The 24,963-nt window shown below is 71.9% G+C and carries 27 protein-coding genes; 11 read left to right on the forward strand and 16 right to left on the reverse strand.

Annotated elements, in window-relative coordinates; translation table 11 throughout:
- Positions 1 to 7 precede the first annotated feature (7 nt).
- Positions 8 to 661, forward strand: a complete 654-nt coding sequence (locus tag HD593_RS46315; RefSeq protein ID WP_185109270.1) for an NIPSNAP family protein — start codon at positions 8 to 10, stop codon at positions 659 to 661.
- Positions 662 to 707: 46 nt separating this feature from the next.
- Here HD593_RS46315 and HD593_RS46320 read toward each other — a convergent pair whose 3' ends face one another.
- On the reverse strand, positions 708 to 1,589 hold the full coding sequence (locus HD593_RS46320) for an SDR family oxidoreductase (protein WP_185109271.1): 882 nt from the start codon (positions 1,587 to 1,589) through the stop codon (positions 708 to 710).
- Between the two features lie 37 nt (positions 1,590 to 1,626).
- Here HD593_RS46320 and HD593_RS46325 point away from each other — a divergent pair, with 37 nt between their 5' ends.
- Genes HD593_RS46325 through HD593_RS46340 form a run of 4 tightly spaced genes read left to right on the forward strand, consistent with a single transcriptional unit; the run spans position 1,627 to position 4,883 of the window.
- On the forward strand, positions 1,627 to 2,355 hold the full coding sequence (locus HD593_RS46325; RefSeq protein ID WP_185109272.1) for an enoyl-CoA hydratase family protein: 729 nt from the start codon (positions 1,627 to 1,629) through the stop codon (positions 2,353 to 2,355).
- A gap of 26 nt (positions 2,356 to 2,381) precedes the next feature.
- Entirely contained in the window at positions 2,382 to 3,143 is a 762-nt protein-coding gene (locus HD593_RS46330) for a CoA transferase subunit A (RefSeq protein WP_185109273.1), read from the forward strand.
- The gene (locus HD593_RS46335) at positions 3,130 to 3,852 is read left to right on the forward strand and encodes a CoA-transferase subunit beta (protein ID WP_185109274.1); all 723 of its coding nucleotides are present in this window, start codon (positions 3,130 to 3,132) and stop codon (positions 3,850 to 3,852) included. The genes HD593_RS46330 and HD593_RS46335 overlap by 14 nt, the downstream gene beginning before the upstream one ends.
- Positions 3,849 to 4,883, forward strand: coding sequence for an NAD(P)H-dependent flavin oxidoreductase (locus HD593_RS46340; protein ID WP_185109275.1), 1,035 nt, complete (start codon positions 3,849 to 3,851; stop codon positions 4,881 to 4,883). The genes HD593_RS46335 and HD593_RS46340 overlap by 4 nt, the downstream gene beginning before the upstream one ends.
- Here the strand turns inward: HD593_RS46340 and HD593_RS46345 are convergent.
- The 4 genes from HD593_RS46345 to HD593_RS46360 are packed head-to-tail and all read right to left on the reverse strand — an operon-like array spanning position 4,870 to position 9,582.
- On the reverse strand, positions 4,870 to 5,541 hold the full coding sequence (locus tag HD593_RS46345; protein ID WP_185109276.1) for a pentapeptide repeat-containing protein: 672 nt from the start codon (positions 5,539 to 5,541) through the stop codon (positions 4,870 to 4,872). The two genes, HD593_RS46340 and HD593_RS46345, sit on opposite strands and share 14 nt — an antisense overlap.
- A 3-nt stretch (positions 5,542 to 5,544) precedes the next feature.
- Positions 5,545 to 7,023, reverse strand: coding sequence for a glycoside hydrolase family 3 protein (locus HD593_RS46350; protein WP_185109277.1), 1,479 nt, complete (start codon positions 7,021 to 7,023; stop codon positions 5,545 to 5,547).
- Positions 7,024 to 7,049: 26 nt separating this feature from the next.
- On the reverse strand, positions 7,050 to 8,414 hold the full coding sequence (locus HD593_RS46355; protein WP_185109278.1) for an alkaline phosphatase D family protein: 1,365 nt from the start codon (positions 8,412 to 8,414) through the stop codon (positions 7,050 to 7,052).
- 4 nt (positions 8,415 to 8,418) lie between these two features.
- Complete coding sequence (locus HD593_RS46360) at positions 8,419 to 9,582, reverse strand: acetyl-CoA C-acetyltransferase (protein WP_185109279.1); 1,164 nt, start codon at positions 9,580 to 9,582, stop codon at positions 8,419 to 8,421.
- Between the two features lie 97 nt (positions 9,583 to 9,679).
- On the opposite strand from HD593_RS46360, the gene HD593_RS46365 reads away from it, so the two are divergent.
- Both HD593_RS46365 and HD593_RS46370 read left to right on the forward strand, forming a co-directional pair.
- Complete coding sequence (locus HD593_RS46365) at positions 9,680 to 10,348, forward strand: TetR/AcrR family transcriptional regulator (RefSeq protein ID WP_185109280.1); 669 nt, start codon at positions 9,680 to 9,682, stop codon at positions 10,346 to 10,348.
- Complete coding sequence (locus HD593_RS46370; RefSeq protein WP_185109281.1) at positions 10,345 to 11,025, forward strand: DNA alkylation repair protein; 681 nt, start codon at positions 10,345 to 10,347, stop codon at positions 11,023 to 11,025. The genes HD593_RS46365 and HD593_RS46370 overlap by 4 nt, the downstream gene beginning before the upstream one ends.
- Here HD593_RS46370 and HD593_RS46375 read toward each other — a convergent pair.
- A complete protein-coding gene (locus HD593_RS46375) occupies positions 11,018 to 11,857 on the reverse strand; it encodes a LysR family transcriptional regulator (RefSeq protein WP_246549524.1) in 840 nt (279 codons plus the stop codon). The two genes, HD593_RS46370 and HD593_RS46375, sit on opposite strands and share 8 nt — an antisense overlap.
- A gap of 84 nt (positions 11,858 to 11,941) precedes the next feature.
- On the opposite strand from HD593_RS46375, the gene metE reads away from it, so the two are divergent.
- A complete protein-coding gene (metE, locus tag HD593_RS46380) occupies positions 11,942 to 14,146 on the forward strand; it encodes a 5-methyltetrahydropteroyltriglutamate--homocysteine S-methyltransferase (RefSeq protein ID WP_185109283.1) in 2,205 nt (734 codons plus the stop codon).
- Here the strand turns inward: metE and HD593_RS46385 are convergent.
- The gene (locus HD593_RS46385) at positions 14,140 to 14,595 is read right to left on the reverse strand and encodes a MarR family winged helix-turn-helix transcriptional regulator (protein WP_312904217.1); all 456 of its coding nucleotides are present in this window, start codon (positions 14,593 to 14,595) and stop codon (positions 14,140 to 14,142) included. The two genes, metE and HD593_RS46385, sit on opposite strands and share 7 nt — an antisense overlap.
- Before the next feature lie 98 nt (positions 14,596 to 14,693).
- On the opposite strand from HD593_RS46385, the gene HD593_RS46390 reads away from it, so the two are divergent.
- Entirely contained in the window at positions 14,694 to 15,143 is a 450-nt protein-coding gene (locus HD593_RS46390; RefSeq protein ID WP_185109284.1) for a nuclear transport factor 2 family protein, read from the forward strand.
- Here HD593_RS46390 and HD593_RS46395 read toward each other — a convergent pair.
- Positions 15,134 to 15,688 carry a GNAT family N-acetyltransferase gene (locus HD593_RS46395; RefSeq protein ID WP_185109285.1) on the reverse strand — a complete coding sequence of 185 codons (555 nt, stop codon included), beginning with the start codon at positions 15,686 to 15,688 and terminating at the stop codon, positions 15,134 to 15,136. The two genes, HD593_RS46390 and HD593_RS46395, sit on opposite strands and share 10 nt — an antisense overlap.
- Positions 15,689 to 16,035: 347 nt before the next feature.
- Between HD593_RS46395 and HD593_RS46400 the strand changes: the two genes are divergently transcribed.
- Complete coding sequence (locus HD593_RS46400) at positions 16,036 to 16,785, forward strand: hemerythrin domain-containing protein (protein ID WP_185109286.1); 750 nt, start codon at positions 16,036 to 16,038, stop codon at positions 16,783 to 16,785.
- 31 nt (positions 16,786 to 16,816) lie between these two features.
- Here HD593_RS46400 and HD593_RS46405 read toward each other — a convergent pair whose 3' ends face one another.
- The 7 genes from HD593_RS46405 to HD593_RS46435 form a co-directional block, all read right to left on the reverse strand.
- Complete coding sequence (locus HD593_RS46405; protein WP_185109287.1) at positions 16,817 to 17,053, reverse strand: hypothetical protein; 237 nt, start codon at positions 17,051 to 17,053, stop codon at positions 16,817 to 16,819.
- 400 nt (positions 17,054 to 17,453) lie between these two features.
- Positions 17,454 to 18,308, reverse strand: coding sequence for a phosphotransferase family protein (locus tag HD593_RS46410; protein ID WP_185109288.1), 855 nt, complete (start codon positions 18,306 to 18,308; stop codon positions 17,454 to 17,456).
- 37 nt (positions 18,309 to 18,345) lie between these two features.
- Positions 18,346 to 19,260 (reverse strand): carbohydrate ABC transporter permease, encoded by a 915-nt coding sequence (locus HD593_RS46415; protein WP_185109289.1) that lies wholly within the window; start codon positions 19,258 to 19,260, stop codon positions 18,346 to 18,348.
- A 12-nt stretch (positions 19,261 to 19,272) separates the two neighbouring features.
- Positions 19,273 to 20,184, reverse strand: a complete 912-nt coding sequence (locus tag HD593_RS46420; RefSeq protein WP_185109290.1) for a carbohydrate ABC transporter permease — start codon at positions 20,182 to 20,184, stop codon at positions 19,273 to 19,275.
- Complete coding sequence (gene ngcE / locus HD593_RS46425) at positions 20,184 to 21,596, reverse strand: N-acetylglucosamine/diacetylchitobiose ABC transporter substrate-binding protein (protein ID WP_185109291.1); 1,413 nt, start codon at positions 21,594 to 21,596, stop codon at positions 20,184 to 20,186. The genes HD593_RS46420 and ngcE overlap by 1 nt, the downstream gene beginning before the upstream one ends.
- 19 nt (positions 21,597 to 21,615) lie before the next feature.
- The gene (locus HD593_RS46430; RefSeq protein ID WP_185109292.1) at positions 21,616 to 22,350 is read right to left on the reverse strand and encodes a sugar isomerase domain-containing protein; all 735 of its coding nucleotides are present in this window, start codon (positions 22,348 to 22,350) and stop codon (positions 21,616 to 21,618) included.
- Positions 22,347 to 23,219: a MurR/RpiR family transcriptional regulator gene (locus HD593_RS46435; RefSeq protein ID WP_185109293.1), complete on the reverse strand. Its 873-nt coding sequence runs from the start codon at positions 23,217 to 23,219 to the stop codon at positions 22,347 to 22,349. The genes HD593_RS46430 and HD593_RS46435 overlap by 4 nt, the downstream gene beginning before the upstream one ends.
- Before the next feature lie 79 nt (positions 23,220 to 23,298).
- Between HD593_RS46435 and HD593_RS46440 the strand changes: the two genes are divergently transcribed.
- Positions 23,299 to 24,282, forward strand: coding sequence for an N-acetylglucosamine kinase (locus HD593_RS46440; RefSeq protein WP_185109294.1), 984 nt, complete (start codon positions 23,299 to 23,301; stop codon positions 24,280 to 24,282).
- Here the strand turns inward: HD593_RS46440 and HD593_RS46445 are convergent.
- Positions 24,235 to 24,912, reverse strand: a complete 678-nt coding sequence (locus HD593_RS46445; RefSeq protein ID WP_185109295.1) for a hypothetical protein — start codon at positions 24,910 to 24,912, stop codon at positions 24,235 to 24,237. The two genes, HD593_RS46440 and HD593_RS46445, sit on opposite strands and share 48 nt — an antisense overlap.
- Positions 24,913 to 24,963: the final 51 nt, after the last annotated feature.

Consider the following 24,963-nt stretch of genomic DNA (forward strand, 5'->3'; position numbering starts at 1 on the left):
CGCCCGCATGATCTACGAGCTGCGGCGCTACCTCATGCGGCCCGGGCGGCGGGACACGCTCATCTCGCTGTTCGAGCGGGAGTTCATCGAGTCGCAGGAGGCCACCGGCATGCGCGTCGTCGGGAGCTTCCGCGAGGTCGGCGAGCCCGACACGTTCCCCTGGCTGCGCGCATTCCCCGACATGACCAGCAGGAAGCAGGCACTGGAGGCCTTCTACGGCGGCCCTGTGTGGCTCGCCAACCGCGACGCCGCCAACGCCACCATGACCGACTCCGACGACGTGCTGCTGCTGCGCCCGGCGGGACCGGAGTTCCCCTCCTGGGAGCGGCCGGCCACCGCCGAGACCTGCCCTTCGTCACTCTACGTAGCCACCGTCCATCACGTGGACGGGGACGACTTCGCCCAGCTCTTCCACCGTGAGGCCGTGCCCGCGCTGGCGGAGGCCGGCGTCACGCCGGTCGCCTGCCTGGAGACCGAGCACTCGGAGAACACCTTCCCGCGACTGCCCGTCCGGACCGGCGTGCAGGTGTTCGTGTGGTTCGCCCGGTTCGAGACACCGGAGGAGGAGCGCGAGGTGAAGCTGCCCATGCTGGAGCCCCGCTTCACCGCACCCCCGGAGCGGCTGCGCCTGCGACCCACCGCCCGCTCGTCCCTGCGCTGACACGAGCTCACGACGCCGGTCGGGAACCCGCACGCCGGTCGGGAGCTCAGACCAGGTGCCGCCAGGCCGGGACCTCGCCGCCGCCGTCCACCCGCACCTCGGCGCCCGTCACGTAGCCCGGTGCGGCCAGCCACAGGCACACGGCGGCCACGTCGGCGGGCGTGGCCATGCGACCCGCCGGGATGGCCTGGCCGTCGAGGTCGGTGCGGCCGCCGTAGTGGTCGGTGGCGTCCTGGGTGGCGGCCAGGCCGACGACGACCGTGTTGACCCGTACCAGCGGGGCCCACTCGGCGGCCAGGCAGCGGGCCAGGTGGTGCAGGCCGGCCTTGGCGGCGCCGTACGCGGACGTGCCGGGCGAGGGCCGGGCGCCGCTCGCGCTCCCGATCATCACGACGGCCCCGCCCGAGGCGGCGAGCAGCGGGTAGGCGCGCTGCGAGACCAGCAGCGGAGCCGTCAGGTTGAGCTCGATGACGCGGGCGTGCAGGCGCGGCGAGGTGCCGTCCAGCGGGGCGTGCGGGGAGCCGCCCGCGTTGTTGACCACCACGTCGAGCCGGCCGAACCCGCCGATCAGCCGATCGACCTGCTCAGGGTCCCGCACGTCCGCCTGCACGAACCGGCACCCGGGACGGCCGGATCCCGCCTGTTCAGGTCCCGCGCGTTCAGGCCCTGCACGTCCGGACACGGCACGTTCGGACACGGCACGTCCGGACACGGCACGTCCGGACCCAGCGCGTTCAGACACGGCGCGTTCAGACACGGCGCGTTCGGGCGCGGCGCGTTCGGGCGCGGTGCGTTCGGGCGCGGTGCGGGCGCAGATGGTCACGTCGGCGCCCGCCGCCTGGAAGGCCGCGGCGATGCCGGCGCCGATGCCCCTCGTGCCCCCCGTCACCAGGACGGACTTGCCCGCGTAGTCGTAAGTCACGGTCACGGGTGCTACCGTACCAAGCAAGCGTTAGGGAGGTACATTGGGCATCTCAGTGCGGGAAGGGCCGATCGCCGAGGTGGTCGTGGACGTTCCGCCGGTGAACGCGCTGCCGGTGCGGGCCTGGCAGGAGCTGGCAGAGGCGGTACGGGCGGCCGGCGACGACCCCGCGACCAGGGTGGTCGTGCTGCGGGCCGAGGGACGCGGCTTCAACGCCGGGGTGGACATCAAGGAGATGCGCGAGACCGAGGGCTTCACCGCCCTCGTCGGGGCCAACCGGGCGTGTTACGCGGCCTTCGCCGCCGTGTACGAGTGCGCCGTCCCCGTGATCGCGGCCGTCCACGGCCACTGCCTGGGCGGCGGCATCGGGCTGGCGGGCAACGCCGACATCGTGGTGGCCGCCGAGGACGCCTACTTCGGGCTGCCCGAGGTGGACAGGGGCGCCCTGGGCGCGGCCACGCACCTGGCCCGGCTGGTGCCGCGGCACCTCGTGCGGGCGATGGTCTACACGTGCAGGAACGTCACCGCCGCCGAGCTGCACGCGTTCGGCTCGGTGCTGGAGGTGGTGCCGCGCGACAAGCTGCGGGACACCGCCATGCAGGTGGCCGAGCAGATCGCGGCCAAGGACCCGTACGTGATCCGCCGCGCCAAGGAGTCGCTCAACGGCATCGACCCGGTCGACGTCCACCGCAGCTACCGCTTCGAGCAGGGCTTCACCTTCGAGCTGAACCTCATGGGCATCGGCGACGAGCACCGGGAGCGCTTCAGGTGACGGGCCTTCAGAGAACGAGCAAGGTGATGACGGCCGGGCAGGTGGCCGCCACGGTGGAGAGCGGGATGACGGTCGGGATCGGCGGCTGGGGCTCGCGCCGCAAGCCGATGGCCCTGGTCGAGGCCCTCGTCCAGGCCCCGGCCCGGGACCTCACGATCGTCTCGTACGGCGGCCCCGACGTCGGTGTGCTCTGCGCGGCCGGGAAGGTGCGCAGGGTCGTGGCCCCGTTCGTCACGCTCGACTCCATCCCCCTGGAGCCGGGGTTCAGGCGGGCCAGGCAGGCGGGGGAGATCGAGTTCACCGAGTACGACGAGGGCATGTTCATGTTCGGGCTGCTGGCCGCGGCGCACCGGCTGCCGTTCCTGCCGACGCGGGCGGGGCTGGGCTCGGACGTGCTGCGGGTCAACCCCGAGCTGCGGACGGTCCGCTCGCCCTACGGCGACGGGGAGGAGCTGGTGGCGGTGCCCGCGCTGACCATGGACGTGGCCCTGGTGCACCTCAACCGGGCCGACGCCCGGGGCAACGCCCAGTACCTGGGTCCGGATCCGTACTTCGACGACCTGTACGCGAAGGCGGCCGGGCGCTGCTACGTCTCGTGCGAGCGGCTGGTGGACACGGCGGAGCTGCTCAAGGAGGGGCCGGTGCAGTCGTTGCTGATCAGCCGGTCGATGGTGGCGGGCGTGGTGGAGGCGCCGGGCGGCGCCGGCTTCACCTCGTGCGAGCCGGACTACGGGCGCGACGAGGCGGCGCAGCGACAGTACGTGGAGGGCTTCCGTGAGCAGGGCTGACGTCTGTGTGGTGGCGTGCGCGGAGGCGTTCAGGGGCGACGGGGAGATCCTGGCGGCGGGGATCGGCGGGGCGATCACGGTGCTGGCGGCGCGGCTGGCGCGCCTGACGTTCGAGCCCGAGCTGCTCACGCACGACGGGGTCTGCCTGCTCACCGGCGACGTGCCGGCGCTCGGCCAGGCGCCCGAGGTGGTGGAGGGGTGGCTGCCGTTCCGCGACCACCTGTGGCTGGTGCTGAACGGGCGCCGGCACGTCATGCTCGGCGCGAGCCAGATCGACCGGTACGGCAACACGAACATCTCCTGCATCGGCGACTGGGCCCGGCCCAGGGCACAGCTGCTGGGGGTGCGCGGGGCGCCCGGGAACACCCGGTGCGATCCGACGAGCTACTGGATCCCCCGGCATTCGACGCGCACGTTCGTCCCCCAGGTGGACATGGTGAGCGGGCTCGGCACCAACCGGGGCGCGTTCGAGCTGCGGCGGGTGGTGACGGATCTGGCCGTGCTGGACTTCGGGACGGCTGACGGGTCGATGCGGCTGGTGTCCGTGCATCCCGGGGTGAGCGTGGACGACGTGGTGGCGGCCACGGGCTTCGAGCTGACCGGCCTTCCCGGAAATGTCACCCGGACACGGGAGCCGACCGGCGAGGAGCTGCGGGTCCTGGACCGCCTCGACCCCGACCGCCTGCGCGACCGCGAGGTGGCGGCGTGAGAACCGCCCTGACCTCGCTCGTCGGCTGCCGGTACCCCATCGTGCAGACCGGCATGGGCTACGTCGCGGGCGCCCGGCTGGCGGCGGCCACCTCGCAGGCGGGCGGGCTGGGCGTGATCGGCGCGGCCACCATGTCCGTGGCCGAGATGCGGGCGGCGATTCGGCGGGTGAAGGAGCGCACGGACGCCCCGTTCGGCGTGAACCTGCGGGCCGACCCCGACGACGCCGCCGAGCGGGTGGAGGTGCTGGTCGCCGAGGGCGTCCGGGTGGCGTCGTTCGCGATGGCGCCGCGCCGGGAGCTGATCGCCCGGCTCAAGGACTCCGGGGTCGTGGTGATCCCGTCGGTGGGGGCGCGGCGGCACGCGGAGAAGGTGGCCGGGTGGGGCGCGGACGCGGTGATCGTGCAGGGCGGCGAGGGCGGCGGGCACACCGGTCCCGTCGCGACCACGCTGCTGCTGCCGCAGGTGGTGGACGCGGTGGGCATCCCGGTGGTCGCGGCGGGCGGTTTCTTCGACGGCCGGGGGCTGGTGGCGGCGCTGGCGTACGGGGCCTGCGGGATCGCCATGGGCACCCGCTTCCTGCTGACCAGCGACTCCCCGGTGCCGGACGAGGTGAAGAAGTTCTACCTGGCGGCCCGCGAGACGGTGGTGACCAGGAACGTGGACGGCGTGCCGCACCGGGTGCTGAGCACGCCGTTCGTGGCCTCGCTGGAACGCGCGCGGCTGGTCAGGGCGGTGGTGAACGGGGCCCGTTTCAAGCGCCTGTCGGGACTGTCGTGGCGCTCGATGCTCCGCGAGGGGCGGCGGATGCGGCGCGGGCGGGAGCTGACCTGGGCCCAGGTGCTGCAGGCGGCGAACACGCCGGTGCTGCTGCGGGCGGCCATGGTGGAGGGGCGGGTGGACCTGGGTGTGATGGCCTCGGGCCAGGTGGTGGGCGTGCTCGGCGACCTGCCGTCCTGCCAGGAGCTGATCGAGCGCGTCATGGCGGAGGCCGAGGCGGCCCTGGCCCGCCTGCCCGTCACAGGACGGTGATGCCGCGGGCGGCGAGGATGGCGTTGGCCTGGGCCTGGTTGATGACCGCGCCCGCGAACGCGCGCAGCTTGTCGTCGTCGGGCTCGCCCAGGTCGGCCCCGCGCAGGTCGGCCTTGGCGAACTTCGTGTTCAGCAGCCGGGTGCCGCGCAGCCGGCAGTCGCTCAGCGTGGCCTCGGTGAAGTCGCAGCCCGACAGGTCCGCGTCGTCGAAGCGCACGCCCTCGACGTGCTCCCTGCGTAGCGAGCAGCCGCCGAGGTTGGCCAGCGTCAGGTTGGAGCGGCTCAGCTTGAAGCCGGTGCCGCGCGACCCGGTGAGCGAGGCGCCGATCATGCGGCAGCCGGTGAAGGAGACGTCCGTCAGCAGCGCGCCCGCGAACTGCGCCGACGACAGGTCCACGTCCGTGAAGGTCGCGTCGATGAGGTCGGCGTCGTTGAACCTCATGCGCATCCCGCCGCCGCCCGTGAACACCGCCCCGTCGAGGTCGGCCTTGCGGAAGTCGGTCTGCTCCAGCACGCACGACTCGAAGCGCGCGCCCGCCAGCGAGGCGCCCCACAGGTCGGTCTCCGTGAGGTCGCACTCGCGGAACACGTGGGTCTCCCCCGGCGGGAGCCGGTCGCCCAGCGCTTTGCGGGACAGGTCCTCGCCGTCGAAGTTCACGGGCTAGAGCCTACCGGTCAGCGCCTCCGCCGCCGCCTGGCCGCAGACGCCGGCCGACCCGTACGTGGCGAGGTGCACGGCGCCCAGGTCCGAGCGGGCGGGCAGGCCCATCTCCACCACCACGGCGTCCGTGCGGGCGCTGAGCAGGTGCCGCAGGGCCTCGGACTGCCAGGCGTAGCGGTGCACGTCCCTGACCACCACGACGAGCGGCCGCCCGGCGGCAGCGCCGAGCAGGCGCTCCAGCTCCGGTCCCGTGGCCTCGCCGGCGGCCAGGCGGGTGACCTCGGTGCCGGGGAGCAGGCGGCGGAGCGGCTCGCCGACGCCCCACGGGGTGTTCTTGTCGATCGCCAGATTCATCACCGGGACCAGCTCCACCACGTACGGCGCCCCCTCGATGGGCAGGACGGGCGCCGTGGAGCGGCGGGTGACGCGGATCGCCCGGCGGGCCGCGGCCAGGCCGATCCGGCCGTCGGCGGGTGCCGGGCTGCCCGAGGAGGTGGCCCATGAGGCCAGCTCGCGGACCCTTCGAGCGGCGTCGGCCAGGCGCTCCTCGGGCAGCAGTCCTCCGGCCACCGCCGCCGCGATCGCGTCGCGGATCCCGGCGGCGGTGGCCTCGTCGGCACGCTCGCCGCCGACGCAGATCGCGTCCGCGCCGGCGGCGATGGCGCGGGCGGAGGCGCCCCCGATGCCGTACGCCCCCGACACCGCGGCCATCTCGATGCCGTCAGTGATGATCAGCCCGTCGAACCCGAGCTCCTCCCGCAGCAGCCCGGTCAGCACCTTGGGGCTGAGCGTGGCGGGCCGCTCGGCGTCGTACGACGGCACGAGGAGGTGCCCGGTCATGATGACCTTGACCCCCTCGGCGATCGCCTCGCGGAAAGGGTGCAGCGCGTCCTCGATCCCGCTCTCGGCGACGACGGGCACGCCGTGGTGGGAGTCGACGGCGGTGTCGCCGTGCCCGGGGAAGTGCTTGGCGCAGGCGGCCACCCCGGCCGACTGGAGCCCGCGCACGAACGCCCTGGTGTGCCGGGCGACCAGCAGGGGGTCGGCGCCGAACGCGCGCAGACCGATGACCGGGTTGTCCGGGTTGGAGTTCACGTCGGCGGAGGGCGCGAAGTCGATCGTGATACCGGCCCTCGCCAGGTCGCCCCCGAGGTCCCTGGCCAGCGACTCGGTGAGCGCCACGTCGTCCACGACGCCCAGCGCGTACGCGCCGGGGCGGCTGCTGCCGGTCGCCGCCTCCAGCCTGGTGACCTCGCCCGACTCCTCGTCGGTCCCGACCAGCACCGACGGGTTCTCGGCGCGCAGTGCCGCGGTGAGCTCGGCCACCTGGCCCGGGCTCGCGATGTTGCGCGAGAACAGCGCGACGCCGGCCAGCCCGTCGCCGAGCCGGCGGCGCAGCCAGTCGGGAGGCGTGTGGCCGGGGAAGCCGGGGAAGAGCACGGCGTCGGCAAGGCGAAGCAGGTCACCGCTGATGGGCATGACCCGAAATCTAATAGGAAAGTTTCCTATTTGCTAGAGGCATTTTCTGATGTCAGCCCGCTCCCCTTCGTGACGAACTCCCCCACCGTACGCACCGGAGCCCCCTTGCGGTCCACGAAGTCCACGGCGCGGAACGCCACCCGCAGCTCCTCGGGCCCGGCCGTGCACGACAGGTAACCCCGCCGGTCGTCGAAGAACCTCAGGTGCGGGTTGGCCGCCAGCACGGCGGGCCCGTCGGTCTCCGGGGGGAGGCTGCTGATCGCGCTGCTCACGAACTCGACCCCGACCGTGGCCGAGCCAGGATCCAGGAAGTCGGCCTTCAGCTCGCCCGCCCAGGCGTTGTGCACGTCCCCGCTGAACACGGCCAGCCCGGGGGCGTTCACCCCCAGGATGCGCCCGCGCTGCGCCGGGTGGCCGTCCCAGGAGTCGGGGCGCAGGTTCGGGGCGGGCCCGGGCACGAAACGGCGGGCGAAGAACAGCGGCTGCACCAGCACCCGCCACCTGACCGGGCTGGTCACCAGGCGCGAGAGCAGCCACTGCTCCTGCGCGGCGCCGAGCATGGTGCCGGCGTCGCGGTACTGCCGCACGTCCAGCACCATGAAGTCGGCCACCGTCCCGTACGTGCGCCTGCGGTACATCTGCAGGTTCCCGTCCTGGGGCCGCACCCTGATCGGCTGGTTCTCGTAGTACGCCTGGTACGCAGCTCCCCTGCGGCGCAGGAATGCCGCCGACCCGTCACCCCGGCCCCGGTAGTTGTCGAGCACCTCGTGGTCGTCCCAGGTCGGCACCCAGGGCGCGGCGGCGTGCGCGGCCTGCAGGTCGGGGTCGGTCTTGTAGCGGGCGTAGCGCTGGCGGTACTCGTGCAGCCGGCTCGTCTCGCCCGGCAGCGCCCCGAGCGCCCGCACGACGCGGGCCGACTGGCGCGACTCGTAGATGTAGTCGCCCACGTGGAGGACGACGTCGGGCCGCTCGTCGGCGAGATGCCGGTAGGCGGTGTAGAAGCCGTGCTCGAACCGCTGGCAGTTGGCCACCGCGAACCGCACGGGCCGCACCGACTCCGGATCGTCGGCCGTCCTGGTGCGCCCCACCGCGCTCTGCTGGCTGCCCGTCTTGAACCGGTAGAAGTAGTCGGTGCCCGCCTTGAGCCCGGCGACCCTGACGTGCACGCTGTGCGCCCAGACCGGCAGCGCCTGGGCGGTGCCCTGGCGCAGGCCCTTCGTGAAGCGCTCGTCCTCGGCGAGCTGCCAGCTCACCTCCACTGCCCTGGGCGCCATGCCGCCGGGCCGCCGGGGGTCGGTGCCGAGGGGGTCGGTGGCTAATCGGGTCCAGAGCACCACGCCGTCGGGCAGCGGCTCGCCGGAGGCGACGCCGAGGGTGAACGGGTTCGCCATGTCTTCATGGTGCGGGAGTCAGGCGCTCGATGACGGTGACGTTCGCCTGTCCTCCGCCCTCGCACATGGTCTGCAGGCCGTACCTGCCGCCGGTGCGCTCCAGCTCGTGCAGCAGCTTGACCGCCAGCACGGCACCGGTCGCGCCGAGCGGGTGGCCGAGCGCGATGGCGCCGCCGTTCGGGTTGACCCTGGCCGGGTCCGCGCCGGTCTCCTTGATCCAGGCCAGCACGACGGGGGCGAACGCCTCGTTGATCTCGATGGCGTCGAAGTCGCCGATGGACATGCCGGTCATGCCGAGCGCGTGCACGGTCGCCGGGATCGGGGCGGAGAGCATCATGATCGGGTCGTCGCCGCGTACCGACAGGTGGTGCACGCGGGCGCGCGGGGTCAGGCCGTGCTCGCGTACGGCGCGGGGTGAGGCCAGGAGCAGGGCGGCGGCGCCGTCGGAGATCTGGGAGGCCAGGGCGGCGGTCAGGGTGCCGCCGTCGGTGAGCGGCCTGAGCGCGGCCATCCTCTCGCGGGTGGTGTCCCTGCGCGGGCCCTCGTCGGTGGTGACGCCCTCGTAGGGGACGATCTCGCGCCGGAAGCGCCCGGCGTCGATGGCGTGCAGCGCCCTGCGGTGCGACTCGTACGCGTACGCCTCCATCTCCTCGCGGGAGATGCCCCACCGGGCGGCGATCAGCTCGGCGCCGGCGAACTGGGAGACCTCCTGGGTTCCGTACCGCTCCGTCCAGCCCTTGGAGCCGGAGAAGGGGCTGTCGTGGCCGAGCGGGCGGCCCGCGAGCATCGCCGAGGAGATCGGGATCATGCTCATGTTCTGCACTCCCCCGGCCACGACCAGGTCGCTGGTGCCGGAGAGCACGGCCTGGGCGGCGAAGTGCAGCGCCTGCTGCGAGGAGCCGCACTGGCGGTCGATCGTCACGCCGGGCACCTCCTCCGGCAGCCCGGCGGCCAGCCAGCAGGTACGGGCGACGTCCCCGGCCTGCGGGCCGATCGTGTCCACGCAGCCGAAGATCACGTCCTCGACGGCGGAGGGGTCGGCGCCGGCGCGGAACATCAGCTCCTTGAGCACGTGCGCGCCGAGGTCGGCGGGGTGGGCTCCGGCCAGGCCGCCGTTCCTGCGCCCGACGGGAGTGCGGACGGCTCCGACGATGTACGCCTCGCTCATCCACGCATCGTAGCAAGCGCTTGGTCTACACGGGAATGCCGTATGAGCAGGGGCAGTTAGGCGAACAAGCGATTGTCTGAGGGCCCATAATGGGTACGTGACCACGCGAAAGAACTCCGGCACGACCACCACCCCGGCGAAGCGCCAGCGCACGACCTCGTCGGGGTCGGCGTCCGAGCGCCGTGACCACCTCGTCAAGCTCGCCGCGGAGCTCTTCGCGCGCAAGGGCTTCCAAGCCACGACAGTACGCGAGATCGCCGACGAGGCCGGCATCCTCTCCGGAAGTCTCTACCACCACTTCGACTCCAAGGAGACGATCGTCGACGAGGTGCTGTCCACCTTCCTCGACGACCTGATCGCCCGCTACCGCGCCGCCGTCGACACCAGCGCCGACGCCCGCACGGTGCTGTCGGAGATGGTCCGCATCGGCTTCGGCACGCTGGAGCCGCACCGCGCCGCGATCACGGTGATGCAGAACGACTGGAACTACCTGCGCCAGTTCGAGCGCTTCAACTACCTCGTCAAGGCCGAGGACGAGGTCGAGCAGATCTGGGTCACGCAGATCAAGGCCGGCCAGGCCGCCGGGCTGTTCAGGTCCGACGTCGACCCGAAGCTCACCTACCGGATGATCCGCGACACGATCTGGGTGGCGGTGCGCTGGTTCCGCCCCGGCGGCAGGCTCAACACCACGGGTCTGGCCGAGCACTACATCACGGTGCTCTTCGACGGGCTCGCGACGGGCGAGCGCACCACCCAAAAGGGATGAGCCTCGGCAAGGCGGTGCGGCTGGCACTGCAGGAGGCGGCCGAGCCGGGCAAGGCCGAGGCCATGCGGGCCTACATGAAGTCGGCCATGCCGTTCCTCGGCGTGCAGGCCGTGCCCAGGCGCGCGGCGCTGCGCCGCGTCTTCGCCGGGCACCGGCTGGAGAGCGCGCCCGAGTGGCGGCGGGCGGTGCTGACGCTGTGGCGGGAGGCCGAGTTCCGCGAGGAGCGCTACGCCGCCATCGAGCTGTCCGGCTACCACCTGTACCGCGAGTTCCAGACCCTCTACACGGTGCCGATGTACGAGGAGATGATCGTCTCGGGCGCCTGGTGGGACCTGGTGGACGAGCTCGCCACGCACCGCGTCGGCGGGCTGCTGGCCGCCTACCCCGACTCGATGCGCCCGCTCATGCTGGAGTGGGCGCACGACGGCGACCTGTGGAAGCGGCGCACCGCGATCCTGTGCCAGAACCGGTTCAAGTCGCGTACGGACACCGCGCTGCTGTACGCGTGCATCGAGCCGAGCCTGTCCGACAACGACTTCTTCGCCCGCAAGGCGATCGGCTGGGCGTTACGCGAATACGCCAAGACCAACCCCGGCGAGGTCGTCCGCTACGTCAAGGCCAAGGGCATCTCGGGGCTCAGCCGCCGCGAGGCACTGAAGAACCTGCCCCTCACCTAGTCCACAGGGCGTCCTGCACGGCCTGCACCAGGGCCATCAGCTCCGGGGTGACCCGTTCCCTCGACCACGCCAGCGCGTACGTGATGCGCAGGTCCCCCGCCTCCAGCGGCACGAACCGCACGTCGTCGCGCCTGATGGTCCTGGCCAGGAGCTGCGGGATGGGCAGCAGCCCGGTGCCCGCCGCCACCAGGTCGAGCGCGGCGCCGAAGTCGTCGTCGGCCACCAGCCGGGAGCGGCCCGGCAGCCCCGGCCAGGGGCGGGTGCCCGGGGTGAGCAGCACGTGGCCGCCCAGCTCGTCCGCCGTCACCCGGGCGCGCGGCTCCAGCCGGTGCCCGGCGGGGACGGCCAGATGATCGACGGTGACGTGGAACCTGGCCGCCGTGACGAACTGCGCGGGCGCCGGCGTGGCCAGGATCGCCGCCGACACCTCCCCGTCCGACAGCGCCCGCGCCGCCGCGCTCCGGCCCGCCGCGCGCAGCTCCACCCCGATCGCCGGAGTGCGGCCCGCCAGCCGCCTGACGATCCGCGCAGCCAGCACGCCCACGAGCGGTGGATAAGCCAGGTGAATGGTCGGCCTGGCCAGCCGGGCCGCCTCAGCGCCGAACGCCTCGACCGACTCGATCACCTGCTCGGCGTGCGCGAGCAGCGCCTTGCCCGCCGCCGTGAGGCGCACCTCGCGGGCGGAGCGCTCGAAGAGCCTGGAGCCGGTGGCGCGTTCGAGGCGGGTGATGGCCTGGCTCACGGCCGGCTGGGACATGCCCAGGTCGGCGGCGGCGGCCGAGAAGCTGAGCCGTTCCGCGACCCTGGTGAAGCAGTGGATCTCCCTGAGCATAAGCAGCACCAATACATGGTGCACCACCTCCGGGACGGTAGGCAGGATGCCAGCGACCTGATCCAGATCTAGGGAGCTGAAGAGATGTCCTCCTTCCCCACGTCCACCGTGCTCGGATACCCGCGCATCGGCCCGCGGCGCGAGCTGAAGCGGGCGCTGGAGTCGTACTGGAGCGGGCGCTCGACCCGCGCCGACCTCGACCGGGCAGGCGCCGGGCTGCGGGAACGGACCTGGCGCCGGCTGGCGGAGCTCGGGCTCGGCGGGCTGCCGTCGAACACGTTCTCCCTCTACGACCAGGTGCTGGACACGGCCGTGCTGCTCGGCGCGGTGCCCGAGCGCTACCGGGACGCGGCGGACCCCTACTTCGCGATGGCCCGGGGCACCGAGGGGCTGGCGCCGCTGCGGATGACGAAGTGGTTCGACACGAACTACCACTACCTCGTGCCGGAGATCGGGCCCGAGACCGTGTTCGAGCTGGACGCGAGCAAGCCGCTGGGCGAGGTGCGGGAGGCGCGGGCGCTGGGCTTCGAGACGCGGCCCGTGGTCGTCGGGCCGGTGACGTTCCTGCTGCTGGGCTCGGCGCTGGAGCGGCTGGAGGAGGTGCTCGGCTGCTACGAGGAGCTGCTGGCCGCGCTGGCCGCCGAGGGGGTCGCGTGGGTGCAGCTCGACGAGCCCGCGCTGGTGGGCGACCGGACGCCCGAGGAGCTGGCCGCGGTGCGGGCGGCCTACGAGCGGCTGGGGTCGGCGGCCTCGCGGCCCGGGCTGTTCGTGGCCTCGTACTTCGGCGACCTCGGGGAGTCGCTGCCGGTGCTGGCCGGCACGCCGGTGGAGGCCATCGGGCTGGACCTCGTCCGGGGCGGCGTGCCCGCGGCCGACCTGACGGGCAAGATCGTGGTGGCGGGCGTGGTGTCGGGGCGGGACGTGTGGCGGACCTCCCCCGGGCGCGCGCTGGCCGCCCTGGGCTCGGTACGGGCCTCGCAGGTCGTCGTGAGCACGTCGTGCTCGCTGCTGCACGTGCCCTACTCGCTGACGGACGAGACCGGCCTGGAGCCGGAGCTGCGGGGGCGGCTGGCGTTCGCGGAGGAGAAGGTGGCCGAGGTGGTGGCGCTGGCCGCCGCCTGCGCCCCCGGCGGCGCGCTGTTCGAGACCGGCGACGGACTGTTCGGGGGTGGCGACACGCTGTTCGGGGGCGACGACGTGCCGTCCGTGGCGCTGCCGTCGGCACCGATGCCGTCGGAGGAGCGTTCGCCGTACGCCGTCCGGGCCGCGGCGCAGGCCGGGCACCTGCGGCTGCCGCCGCTGCCGACCACCACCATCGGCTCGTTCCCGCAGACCGGCGAGCTGCGCGCGGCCCGCGCGGCGGTGGCGGCGGGCACGCTGTCCCAGGCGGACTACGAACGGCGGGTCGAGGCGGAGATCGAGCGGGTGATCCGGGTCCAGGAGCGGCTCGGGCTCGACGTGCTCGTCCACGGGGAGCCCGAGCGCAACGACATGGTGCAGTACTTCGCCGAGCACCTCGACGGCTTCGCGGTCACCAGGAACGGCTGGGTGCAGTCGTACGGGTCGCGCTGCACCAGGCCGCCGATCCTGCACGGCGACGTCGGCCGCCCCGCGCCGATCACCGTGCGGTGGGCCGCGTACGCGCAGTCGCTGACGTCCCGGCCGGTCAAGGGCATGCTCACCGGGCCGGTCACGATCGTCGCCTGGTCGTTCGTGCGCGACGACCTGCCGCTGCGGGACGTCGTGTTCCAGGTGGCGGACGCGATCAGGCAGGAGGTGCGGGACCTGGAGGCGGCCGGGCTGTCGATCATCCAGGTGGACGAGCCCGCCCTGCGCGAGCTGCTGCCGCTGCGCCGGTCCGCGCAGGCCGAGTACCTGGAGTGGGCGGTGGCGGCGTACCGGCGGGCCACGTCGGGGGCGAGCGACCGCACCCAGATCCACACCCATCTGTGCTACTCGGACGCCGACCAGATCCTCGCCGCCATCGACGGCCTGGACGCCGACGTCACCACCATCGAGTCGGCCCGCTCGGGGGCCCGGATCCTGGGTGCGGTCTCGGCGTTCGGGCGGGGGCTCGGGCCCGGCGTGTACGACATCCACTCGCCCCGGGTGCCGTCCACCGAGGAGGTGGAGTCGCTGTTGCGGCGGGCCCTTGAGGAGTTGCCGGTGGAGCGGGTCTGGGTCAACCCGGACTGCGGGCTGAAGACGCGTACGTACGAGGAGGTCGAGGCGTCACTGGCGAACGTGGTGACGGCGGCGCGGCGCCTGCGCCCCGCCCTTCGTCACTGAGCGGCGGTGTGGCGGCCGGCGACCCTGGTGAGCAGGCCCATGAGCTGCTCGCGCTCGGCCCCGGTCAGGGCCGCGAGCAGCTCCTCCTGCGCCCCGGCGAGCAGCCGGTCGAGCACTTCGAGCTGCCGGACGCCCGCCGGCGTGACGGTGATGACGTTGCGCCGGCGGTCGTCGGGGTCGGGGCTGCGCTCGACCAGCCCGCGCTCGGCCAGCTCGTTCACGGTGGCCACGATGTCGCTGCGGTCGATGCCGGTACGCCGCCCCAGCGCGGCCTGGCTGGCGGGCCCGAACTCCTCCAGCGCGGCCAGCAGCGAGAAGTGGTACCGGCGCAGCCCGGGCCCGGCGAACGCCTGGTCGACGAGCCGGTTGGCGGACATCGCGACCTGGTTGATCAGCCGGCTCGGCAGGCCCTGCAACCGGCGCGGGATCGGGTCCTCGGCTCTCTCCACCCGATCAACGGTACCAACTCCATTGGCGCGACCCACAATCTCCCTGTACCGTTAGTCACACCAACATTGGTGCAACCAACAACCTTCAGGGGATCCTCATGCCCGCCACCGTGGAAACCGACCGCACGGACGTCACCCAGCTCATCTACCGCCTCTACGCCTGCATGGACGAGGGCCGCTTCGCCGACCTGACGACCGTGTTCTCGCCCGCCATCAGCGTCCGCACCCCCGGCGGCCTCGCCTCAGGCCGCGACGCCGTCATCGCCCAGGCCTCCCGCAACCACTCCACCGCCGAACGGGTCCAGCACTTCGTCCACAACCCGCTGGTGGAGGTGGACGGCGACCACGCCACCGTACGAGCGGACGTGATCGTGACCTTCACCCCCGGCGACACCCCGGAAGGCCGCCCCGCCCCCGAGCCCCGCTACACGCTCAGCGAGCGCTTCCACTACGAGGCCACCCGCTTCCCCGCCGGCTGGCGCCTGTCACGCGTCGACGGCACCCCGGTGTGGGCGCGCGGCACGAACCCCCTGGCCGCTCAGGCGTAACGCTCGGTGTACTCCTCGACCGTCATCCCGAAGAGCACCTCGTCGTCGTAACGGCCGTTGGCGTAGCGGCTCCTGCGCCGGCGGCCCTCCTCCACGAACCCCAGCCGCCGGTGCAGCGCCAGGGACGCCTCGTTGGAGCTGTAGACCCACGCCTCGGCCTTCTGGAAGCGGCGCTCGTAGAACATGTACCGCAGCACCAGGACGATCGCCTCGCTGGCGTACCCCTTGCGGTGGTGCGGGGTGCCGACGGCGATCCCGTAGGAGAAGGTGCCGTGCAGCCGATCCACGGTGTGCGTGTTGATCGACCCCACCGGCGCGTCGTCCTGCTTCGTGACGATGACCAGGGAGAACTCGTCGAGATCCCACTCCTTCTCGGCGTCCTCGGTCGTCTCCTTCTTCGCCCGCGCCACCGACCTCGGCGGCTCCAGCCGCCAGCCGTTCCTGACGGCTTCGGAATCCTCGTCGAAGGCGTGGAACGCCTCCCAGTCCTCGGGCTCCCTGCCACGCAGGCGGACGCGCTCCCCCACCCAGACGGACGATGCCATGACAGGAAGCCAAGCAGACCGGCCACCGGTTCCGCGAACGAATTTCGCCGCCGCCGGCCAGCACCGGATGGACCCTGACCCGGTACTCGTCGATCAGCCCCGCCGCGGCCACCTCGGCGGGCAGACCGGGCCGCCGATCGCGATGTCGCAACCGCTCGATCCTTGATCAGGGTCGACGGGATCCGCACCATCGTGGTCCCGCCCGGACCGTTGAGGCCGCCGGCCGAGCAGAGGCAAGCATTGCCTGCGCTATCGCATCCCATCACTCGCGGTCGGGCAGGCATTCGTGGTGATGCGGTCCGACCGGCCCGCATCGTGACTGGTCGGGAGAATCCGGGAGGCCGACGATGGGCGACGAAACACGGGACGACCGCGAAACGCCGAGCGTGCGCCGCCGGGAGATGCTCGGCCTGCCCGTCGCCCTGGCCTGCGGCTCAGCGATGCTGGCCGGCTGCGGCACCACCCGGCAGGCCAGCAGCGCCGCGACGCCCACCCCCTCCCCGGAGCAGGCCGACGAGGTGCCGGTCACGCCACCCGAGGACCTCATGCGCGAGCACGGGGTGCTCAAGCGCGTCCTGCTGATCTACCGGGAGGGGATCCGCCGGATCAACGCCGGCGAGCAGGTGCCCGTCCAGCCCCTGCACGCCGGGGCCGGCATCATCCGCACCTTCATCGAGCAGTACCACGAGCAGCTCGAAGAGCGGTATGTCTTCCCGCGCCTGGTCAAGGCCGGCAAGCTGACCGACATCGTCCCCGTCCTGGTCCGCCAGCACCAGCGCGGACGCGTGCTGACCGGCCGCATCCTGGACGCCACCGCCGAACCCACCCCGCCGCGGGCCCGTAGCGGCCTGGTCGCCGACATGGCCGCCTTCATCCGCATGTACGAGCCGCACGAGGCCCGCGAGGACACCGTGGTCTTCCCCGCCATGCGGGAGGTCATCCCGCCCAAGGAGTTCACCGAGATGGCCGAGACCTTCGAGGACGAGGAGCACCGCCGGTTCGGCGCGGCAGGCTTCACCGGCGTCGTCGGGCAGGTGGCCGACATCGAGAAGGCGCTCGGCATCTACGACCTGAACCAGTTCACGCCACGCGTGTGACGCTCCCCCGCGGCCCGCCCGCGACGGCTACTCAACGCCTGGCGTCGCGGATCGCGGCCTCGATCCTGATCAGGGCGCCTATCGCGGCGAGGGCCAGGAAGAACATCACCCACAGCGGATCCCGATCGCTGTTCAGCTGGATCACCGCAAGGAGCAGTCCTGCGACGACGCCCACGGTCCCCACGTTCCGGAGCGTCGAACGGCCGGTGTAGAAGTCGAGCAGGTTCAAGCGCGGTGCGGGCTCTGACGTGTCGTCGGCTTTCGTCATGCCGGGGAGCATCGCATGCCCCCCGTGTGGTGAGGAAGACCTCTCCGTCCGAACGTTCCTGCCCGTGGACGAACAGGGCCTCCCCAGCATCCCGGCCTTCTCCTCTCCGGCGATCACATCTCATGGCCTCGCGATCGGCTCTGCCTCCACAGGCGTCTCGACGATGAGGGATGCGCGGGCGAAGCCTGCGCATCGATGGGGCGCCTGAGCGAAGCGAAGACCTACAGGGGTCGGGGCTTGCCCCGACTGGGAGAAGCGGCTGAGCCCCCGAGCGCGAAGCGCTGCTTGCGATGACCTTGCGTGCCGCAGGCGCGCACCAAGAAACAGCCCGAGCGTAGCGAGGACCGCTCGGGGCGGGCGGCGACGGGCAACCATCCCGACGGGCGACGGGCGGGTGCGCTTAGGTGGTGAAGGTCCAGGGCAGGTGGGCGAGGGCGGCGTCGGCGTAGTGGCGGGGGCCGGTGCTCAGGCCGTACGCCAGGTCCTCGATCAACGCGCACCGGGCGTAGAAGCGGATCCTGGCACGGTCCTCGCTCGTGACCGGGAACTCGTAGTGGGCCAGGGTCAGGTCGAGGAGGTCGGGGCCGAGGTCGCGATAGATGAGGGCGAAGTCGTGGGCGGGGTCGGTGATCGCGGCGTCCGTCCAGTCGATGATGCCGGTGATCGTGCCGGTGTCCGCGTCCACGAGGACGTGTTCCGCGCCGAGGTCGTTGTGGCAGAAGCGGAGGGACTGCGGCTCGGCGGGCGGGGGTTCGCGGAGGAAGCGTTCGACGAGCGGGCGCTGGGGTTCGGGGACGTGGCGTTCGATGTCCCGGTAGTCGAGTTCGGCGTCCCGGAGGAGCGTGGGTGCCGGGTAGACGTCCAGGGGGGCGAGGTCGCGCATGGTGGCGGGGATGGCGCCGTGGATGGCGCTGAGGAAGGCGCCGAGTGGTTCCGCGAGGCGGGAGGGGTCCAGGTCGGCGCTGTGGTGCTGGTTGAGCGGGGTGCCGGGGAGTTTGCGGTACGCGATCGTGCCGGTCTCGTCGTCGGCGAAGACCACTTCGGGGACGGGGAGCGGGGACAGTTCCCTGACGGCCGCCAGGCGGGCGACCTCCTGCCGGTTGGCCTGGGGGTCCGCCACCCTGCTCCGCCGTACGAGCAGCTCGTCGTTGACCTCGTACACGAAGTTGTCGAGGCCGTGGCCGAGCCGGTTGACGGAGCGTACCCGGTAGTCGGGCAGGTGGCGGGCCAGCAACGCGCGGATGTCGCCAGTCACACTCCGCACCCTAAGCCGGAGATGTCCGGCATGCGAGCTATTTCAGGGCACCGGCGGTGAGGCCTGACTGGATCTGGCGCTGGAAGACGGTGTAGACGACCAGCATCGGGAGGATGGCCAGGGTCAGGGCGGCGAACAGGGCCGCCCAGTCGGCGTCGTAGCCGGCCGCGGTGGAGATGTCGGCGATGCCCTGGGTGAGCACCCATTTCTCGCGGTCCTGCAGCAGGATCAGCGGCTTCTGGTACTGGTTCCACTGCCCCAGGATGTTGAAGATGGTGATGCTGATGATGCCCGGCTTGGCCATCGGCAACATGATCTGGAAGAACACCCGGGTGTGCGAGGCCCCGTCGACCATCGCCGCCTCCGCGACCCCCGTCGGCAGCGTACGGAAGAAGGCCGACAGGAAGAAGATCGTGAACGGCATCGAGTACGCGATGTAGACCAGGATCGTCCCCGCGTACGTGTTCAGCCCGATGAACGGCCCGATCACCGGCACCGAGCCCATGTTCTGCACCACGAAGAACAGCGGGCTCAGCGCCAGGAAGAACGGGAAGGCCATGCCCGCGACGAACAGCATGTAGATCACGCGGTTGCCCCGGAAGGGGTAACGCGCCAGCACGTACGCCGCCATCGAGCCGATCAGCATCGTGCCGAACGTGCTGAACGACACGATGATGACGCTGTTGAGCATGTACTGGCCGATGCGCGCCTGTTCCCAGGCCCTGGCGAAGTTGTCCCAGTGCAGCGTGGACGGCAGCGACCACGCGGCGCCGAAGATCTCGTCCTCGCTCTTGACCGAGGCCAGGAAGGTCCAGACGATCGGCACCATCACCAGGAGGGTCCAGATCACCAGCGTGACGTGCGTCAGCACACCCAGCGGACCGAGGCGCCGCTTCCGCTCGTCGCGGGCGGCGCTCCTCGATGGCGCCCCTGCGGACGTCACTGGGGTCATCGTTGCCATCTCTCAGTACTCGATTCGTTCGCGCCGCGACAGGCGCAGCGAAAGGATCGCGAAGCCCACCGTGAAGAGGAACATCACCACGCCGAGGGCGGAGGCGTATCCGAAGCGGAAGTACCCGAAGGCGTTCCGGTAGATCTCGGCCGCCATGACCGTGGTCGACCAGTCGGGGCCGCCCTGCTGGAGGGTCATCACCCAGACGATCGCGAAGGCGTCCATGGCCAGGATGCCCAGGTAGACCCAGGCGACCTGCACGGTGTCCCACAACAGCGGGAGCGTGATGCGGAAGAACAGGGTGAACCGGTTGGCCCCGTCGATCTGCGCGGCCTCGAACACGTCCCGCGGGATGCCCGCCAGGCCGGCCGAGAAGAGCACGACGTAGAAGCCGACGGCCTGCCAGACGAGGACGCCGAGCACCGACCAGAACGCGATGCCCGAGTTCGACAGGAAGCCGACCGGTTCGATGCCCAGCGCCATCAGCGGCCCGTTCAGCATGCCGCTGCCGTCCGGCCGGAACACCTGCTGGAACAGGACCGCCACGATCGTGACCGCCAGGACCTGCGGGAAGAAGAAGACCACCCGGTAGAAGGTGGACCCGCGGATGCCCGACACGCCCTTGCTGCCGCCCAGGTTCAGGAGATAGGCGAAGAACAGGGCGATGACGATGGTGATCGCCGGCAGCAGGATCAGGAGGCCGAGGTTGTGCGTGACGGCCTTCCAGAAGACGCTGTCCCCGAGCACCCGCTGGAAGTTCTCCAGGCCGATGAAGTTGGGCGTCGCGGTCACGCCGCGCCAGTCCGTCATCGCCATGTAGAAGGCCTGGATGTTCGGCGAGATGACGTAGATGGCGTAGAGAATCACCGGGGCTGCCAGGAACGAGGCGATGAACAGCCCACGGCGATATCTGTTGAAGAGCATCAGCGCTTGTACTTCTTGATCGAGGAGTCGTTCTTGATCTCGTCGGCCTTCTTCTGCATGCGCTCGAGGTAGGCGTCAGGGGTCAGGCCGCCGGTCATGAGCTCGCCGGTGGCGGCCTTGGCCTCGTCGTTGAGGGGGCCGTACCAGCCGAAGGCGCGGTAGTAGACGGTGTTGGCGCCCGCCGCCGCGACCGCCGAGGAGGCGCTGGTCACGCCGGACGAGATCGTCAGGCCCTCGCTGGCGCCCTTGACCACGGTGACCGTCTTGACCAGCTTGCTGAACTCGCCGGCCGCCTTCTTGGAGAGCATGGCCCGCAGGTACTCCATGCCCGCCTGCGGGTGGGCGCTCTTGGCGGAGACCATGAACTCCTCTCCCGGCGCGGTGTGCAGCGTGGTGTACGGCAGCGCGTCGGAGCCCGTGATGTCCGGGATGGGGAACATCGCGTAGTCGAAGCCCTCGGGGGTGGTGGACTTCTGCTCGTTCTCCAGCCAGGACCCGCAGGGCAGCATGGCGACCTGGTACTTGTTCTGCGCGGTCTGCGTCTGCACGTGGTCGAGGCCGGCGGTGCCCTGGAGGAGGTACTTGGCGCCGATCTCGGCCATGTTCTCGGCCGCGGTCTTCACGGCCTCCTGCTTCCAGGCGCCGTCCTCGAGGTTGTCGATGTTGACGAGCACCTCCTTGCCGCCGATCTTCGCGGCCATGGTGAGCAGCGGCTCGTAGGCGTACTGCGGGTGCTTGCCGGCGTAGGTGAAGGGCGCCATCTTGCCGGACTTCTTGATGGTCTCGCAGAGGGCGAGGAACGCGTCCCAGGTCTTGGGGATCTCCCAGCCGTTGTCCTTGAAGACCTTCTGCGAGTACCAGATGCCGTAGATGTAGTTGACGTAGCCCACGACGCTGAACTTGCCGTCGTAGGTGCCGATCTCGATGACGGACGGGTCGATGGTGTCGCGCACCTTGACGTTGGGGTCGTCCCAGGAGGGCGCGTCAAGCAGGGGGCTCAGGTCGGCGAGCTGCCCGTCCTGAGCCAGGGCGCCGAAGTCCATCTTGTTGGCGCCGGAGTTGTCGATGACCTCGGGCGGGTTGCCGCCGGCGAAGCGCGGCTGGAGGACCTTCGTGATCTCCTTGGTCGAGTTGTGCTTGACCTCGATGCCGGCGTACTTGCTCTTGAACAGCGGCTGGTGGATGTCGGTGGCGTACTGCTGGCCGAAGCCGCCGTCGAAGATCCACACCTCCAGCGGCTTCTTGGCGTCCACGCCGAACGGGTTGGCGGCGCTGGTCGCGACGGGGGCCGCCGAGCTCGACGCCGCGGGCGGGGCCGCCGGCGTGGCGCAGGCGGCCAGCGCGCCCGCGACGGGCACGAGTGCCGCGCCGCGGAGGAGTTCGCGCCTGCTGATATGGGGGGTGTGAGCCATGGTGACTACTCCTGACCTTTCATTTTCCGCGTCTGATGCGCCCTGCGTAGCGGCTCTCCAGGGCCTTGTTGTGTTCGTCGCCGCCGGTCACGTTGACCGACAGGTAGATGGGAGGCGTCTCGCCGAGCGCGACGAGCGCGTCCACCGCCTCGGTGACCACCAGTTGCGCCAGCAGCGCCGAGGTGATCGTGGAAACCGCACCGTAGCTGCCGCCGCCGGGCAGGTCGAGGATGGCGTCCCCGTACGGCGCGCCGTTGTCGAGCACGACGTCCGCCAGGTCGAGCAGCTTGCCGCCCGACGGGTGGCGGGAGGTCATGCGGGTGCTGTGCTGGACCGAGGTGATCGCGATCAGCGGGTGGCCGCGGTCCTTGACGAGCCTGGCCAGCTCGACGACGGTGCCGTTCACGCCGGAGCTGGACACCAGCACGAACACGTCCTCGGGCTCGACCGGCGCCAGGTCGTAGATCTGCCGGGCCACGGCGGGGTCCCGCTCCAGCTCAGGGGTGAGCACGCTGGGCGGCTGCCCGCCGTACAGCACGAGGTCCCTGGGGCTCAGACGGTTGCTCGGGACGAGGCCGCCCGCGCGCCCGGCGATCTCCATGGCGATGGCCTCGGAATGTCCGGAACCGAAAGCGTTTACCACGCCGCCTGCCCTGATGGACGTGACGAGCAGCGCGGCCGCCCGGCTCACCGGCTCCGCCTGGCTCTCCGCGACCTGGCGCGCCAGATCGAGGACCTTGGTTGCGTACGTCATGGGCTCCTCTCCACCCGATGGCTCTCCACGGCGCTGATCGTGCGTTCGAACGCCTCGTTCGTCCGCTCGTAGGTGCGTTGCGCCACCGCCACGTACACGGCGTCCAGCACGAACAGCTGCGAATGCACGGCGGCCAGCCCGCCGAGCCTGAACGTGGTCTCCCTGCTCGCCGTGGTCAGCACCAGGTCGGCCAGCTCGGCGAGCGGCGAGCGGGCGAAGGAGGTGACGGCGACGGTGAGCGCGCCGTGGCTGCCCGCCTCGGCCAGCGACTCCATGACCTCGCGCGTACGTCCCCGGTGGCTGATGCCGATGGCCACGTCGCCGTCCTTCAGCAGCGCCGCCTCCGACAGCGCCACGTGCGCGTCGCCCGCGCTCCAGCCGGGGATGCCGATGCGGCGCAGCCGGCCTTCCAGCATGGTCGCGACGTTCCCGCTGGTGGAGACCCCTACCAGCAGGACGCGGGGCGCGGCCACGATCGCGTCGGCCACCTGGGCGACGACGTCGGGGTCGAGGCCGGCGGCGGTGTCCTGGATGAGCCTGGTGTCGGCGGCGGCCATGACCTCGATGGCGGCGCCGAGCGGGTCGTCGGGGCCGATCTCGTGCCCGACGCCCGCGCCCCAGCCGGCCTGCGCCGCCCGTCCCGTCTCGGTGGCCAGGGCCACGCGCAGCTCGGCGTACCCGGAGAACCCGAAGGCGCGGCAGAACCTGGTCACGGTGGCGGGCGAGCTGCCCGCCCGCTCGGCCAGCGCGATGATGGTCGACCTGGCGGCCTCGGCGGGGTCTCCGAGTATCACCTCGCCGACCCGGCGCAGGGCCTCCGGCAAGCCGGGTAGTTCTGTTTCGACGCGCGCGAGCGCTCCTGAAGTCACGAATATTCCTTCCGAATACCCGGTCTTCTGGCGAAAATTATTCTTGCTTCTTGGTCGCGTCAACCCCCAGACTCGGACCGTGACGCAATCGCTAGTGGTCGGGGTCGACGCCGGCGCCACCTCCACGCGGGTCGCCGTCCACGCGCTGGACGGCACCCGGGTCGGCTACGCGCGAGCCGGGGCGGCCAATCCGACCGCCCACGGGCTCCTCAAGGCCGCTGCCTCACTCGGGGACGCGGTGAAGGCGGCCCTCCCGCCCGGCAGCGGGCCGCGGGTGGCCGCGTCGATGGTCGGCATGGCGGGGGACGTCGCCGAGATGGTGCCCGAGCTGGCGCGGATCTGGGCCGAGCACGGGATCGTGCACGGGCCGCGGTACGAGGGCGACCTGACCATCGCCTACGCCGCCGGCTCCGCCGAGCCCGACGGGTCGCTGCTGCTGTCCGGCACCGGCGCGGGCGCGGCCCGGATCGCGGGCTACGAGCTGGCGCAGGTCGCCGACGCCATGGGCTGGCTGCTGGGCGACACGGGCTCCGGCTTCTGGATCGGCCGGCAGGCCGCCAAGGCCGTGGTCAACGCCATGGACCGGGGGCTGCCGGTCGCGGAGCTGCTCCCCGCCGAGCCCCCCGCCGGTGGCGAGGGCCTGCTCCTCACCCTCGTCGGGCGGCACTTCCTCGGCACCGAACGGCCCGCCACGCCGCGCGCCGCCGGCGCCCGCATCGTCCGCCTGGCCCAGGCCGACCACATGCGGCTGGCCGCCCTGTCCGCGCTGGTCAGCGAGGCCGCCCAGGCGGGCGACCCGCTGGCCGTGAAGATCGTGCAGGAGGCCGCCGACCACCTGGTGGCGACCCTGCGCCGGGTGCACGTGTCGGGGCCCGTGGTGCTCGCCGGCAGCGTGCTGACGAGCGACGGCCCCGTACGGGAGGCCGTGATGGAGCTGCTGTCGGGCGAGACGGTCACGACGGCCCGGGACGCGGCGGGCGCGGCGGCCTGGCTGTCGGCCCGCCCCCTGCTGCCGTCATCCGAGGCCACGGCCCTGCATCCGGCCTTCACCGCCTGCGCCTGACCGCTCGTTGTACCAGCGCCACTCGGTCAGGCGCGGGCGGCCGGGAAGCGCGATGCGCCCCGTCGCCCACAGCAGCGACTCCCATGCGTCCCCGTCGTCGGTGACGTGCGGGAAGAGCCGCTTCAGCACCCGTGCGCAGGCGTCACCCGGCGGCGACCACTCCAGGCGCAGCCCTTGGGCGACGTCGTGGGTGTGCACGAGCGTCTCGACCAGGCCCATCGCGGCGAATCCCGCCGGTTCGGCGGGCCCGAAGACGTGGTGGGCGACGGCGTTCGGATCGGCGGTGCGCTCCACGGACGCCAGCAGGCCACCGCACGCCTCCACGATGGCCAGCAGGCCGTCCGGGCCCGCGGACCGGTCGGCGGCGAGCACCCTCACCGGCCCGTCCTCCCGGTCGCTGCCCGCCCGCCAGGGCAGGAGCGAGGACGCCGGAGGCTGGGCGAGCCCGAACCTCGCGGCATAGGTGAACAGGCAGTCGGCCAGGTGCTCGTAGGTCTCCCAGCACGTCCATTCGAGCGTGCCGGCCCTGGCGTCCCACAACCGGGGATCCCCGCGCCTCAGGGTGTCGATGGCCAGGGCGAGCACCCGGCGCACGTCTTCTCCGCCTACCGTGTCGTCCGCGCTGCGCATGGAGGGATCGTACAAGCGTCCTTCATGACTGGTCGTCTGGCCTTGTCTTCG

Origin of the sequence: Nonomuraea rubra, from assembly GCF_014207985.1 — a bacterium.
GTDB classification, from domain to species: Bacteria; Actinomycetota; Actinomycetes; order Streptosporangiales; family Streptosporangiaceae; genus Nonomuraea; species Nonomuraea rubra.

Bases quoted from the DNA above. Each gene is read 5' to 3' on its own strand.
- HD593_RS46315 (WP_185109270.1), top strand. From the start codon at position 8: ATGATCTACGAGCTGCGGCGCTACCTCATGCGGCCCGGGCGGCGGGAC.
- HD593_RS46330 (WP_185109273.1), top strand. From the start codon at position 2,382: ATGACGGCCGGGCAGGTGGCCGCCACGGTGGAGAGCGGGATGACGGTC.
- HD593_RS46350 (WP_185109277.1), bottom strand. From the start codon at position 7,023: ATGCCCATCAGCGGTGACCTGCTTCGCCTTGCCGACGCCGTGCTCTTC.
- HD593_RS46355 (WP_185109278.1), bottom strand. From the start codon at position 8,414: ATGGCGAACCCGTTCACCCTCGGCGTCGCCTCCGGCGAGCCGCTGCCC.
- HD593_RS46360 (WP_185109279.1), bottom strand. From the start codon at position 9,582: ATGAGCGAGGCGTACATCGTCGGAGCCGTCCGCACTCCCGTCGGGCGC.
- HD593_RS46370 (WP_185109281.1), top strand. From the start codon at position 10,345: ATGAGCCTCGGCAAGGCGGTGCGGCTGGCACTGCAGGAGGCGGCCGAG.
- HD593_RS46375 (WP_246549524.1), bottom strand. From the start codon at position 11,857: ATGCTCAGGGAGATCCACTGCTTCACCAGGGTCGCGGAACGGCTCAGC.
- metE (WP_185109283.1), top strand. From the start codon at position 11,942: ATGTCCTCCTTCCCCACGTCCACCGTGCTCGGATACCCGCGCATCGGC.
- HD593_RS46390 (WP_185109284.1), top strand. From the start codon at position 14,694: ATGCCCGCCACCGTGGAAACCGACCGCACGGACGTCACCCAGCTCATC.
- HD593_RS46395 (WP_185109285.1), bottom strand. From the start codon at position 15,688: ATGGCATCGTCCGTCTGGGTGGGGGAGCGCGTCCGCCTGCGTGGCAGG.
- HD593_RS46400 (WP_185109286.1), top strand. From the start codon at position 16,036: ATGGGCGACGAAACACGGGACGACCGCGAAACGCCGAGCGTGCGCCGC.
- HD593_RS46405 (WP_185109287.1), bottom strand. From the start codon at position 17,053: ATGACGAAAGCCGACGACACGTCAGAGCCCGCACCGCGCTTGAACCTG.
- HD593_RS46415 (WP_185109289.1), bottom strand. From the start codon at position 19,260: ATGACCCCAGTGACGTCCGCAGGGGCGCCATCGAGGAGCGCCGCCCGC.
- HD593_RS46420 (WP_185109290.1), bottom strand. From the start codon at position 20,184: ATGCTCTTCAACAGATATCGCCGTGGGCTGTTCATCGCCTCGTTCCTG.
- ngcE (WP_185109291.1), bottom strand. From the start codon at position 21,596: ATGGCTCACACCCCCCATATCAGCAGGCGCGAACTCCTCCGCGGCGCG.
- HD593_RS46430 (WP_185109292.1), bottom strand. From the start codon at position 22,350: ATGACGTACGCAACCAAGGTCCTCGATCTGGCGCGCCAGGTCGCGGAG.
- HD593_RS46445 (WP_185109295.1), bottom strand. From the start codon at position 24,912: ATGCGCAGCGCGGACGACACGGTAGGCGGAGAAGACGTGCGCCGGGTG.